Source organism: Cohnella sp. GbtcB17, from assembly GCF_019091135.1.
GTDB lineage: Bacteria > Bacillota > Bacilli > Paenibacillales > Paenibacillaceae > Cohnella.
The window spans coordinates 1-242 of the sequence record NZ_JAGXJW010000412.1 but is presented as its reverse complement, the minus strand read 5'-3'; the positions used below and the strand labels follow the sequence as shown (position 1 = coordinate 242).

Sequence of the window (242 nt, the reverse complement as noted above, 5' to 3'; positions counted from 1 at the left end):
GCATACCCTACGTCCAGGGCGATCTGCGCCATCTTTTTGTCCGGTTCCTGCAGCATCCTGCATGCCTCTTCGATACGCACCTGCTGCACATAGTGCATCGCGGCCATGCCGGTCGTTTCCTTGAACAGCTGGCTGAAGTAGTTTTTGCTGAAAAAGGTCCGCTTGGCCAATCCCGCGAGGCGGAACGGCTCGTGGTAATGGGTACCGAGGTAACGGAGCACCGCCTCGATCTCGGATTTCCG

1 protein-coding gene is annotated in these 242 nt (G+C 57.9%); it reads right to left on the bottom strand.

Features of this window, described 5'->3' with window-relative positions; translation table 11 throughout:
- Positions 1–242, bottom strand: a 242-nt coding sequence (locus KVT38_RS34060; protein WP_217598124.1) for a helix-turn-helix domain-containing protein, incomplete at both ends; no start/stop codon positions are given.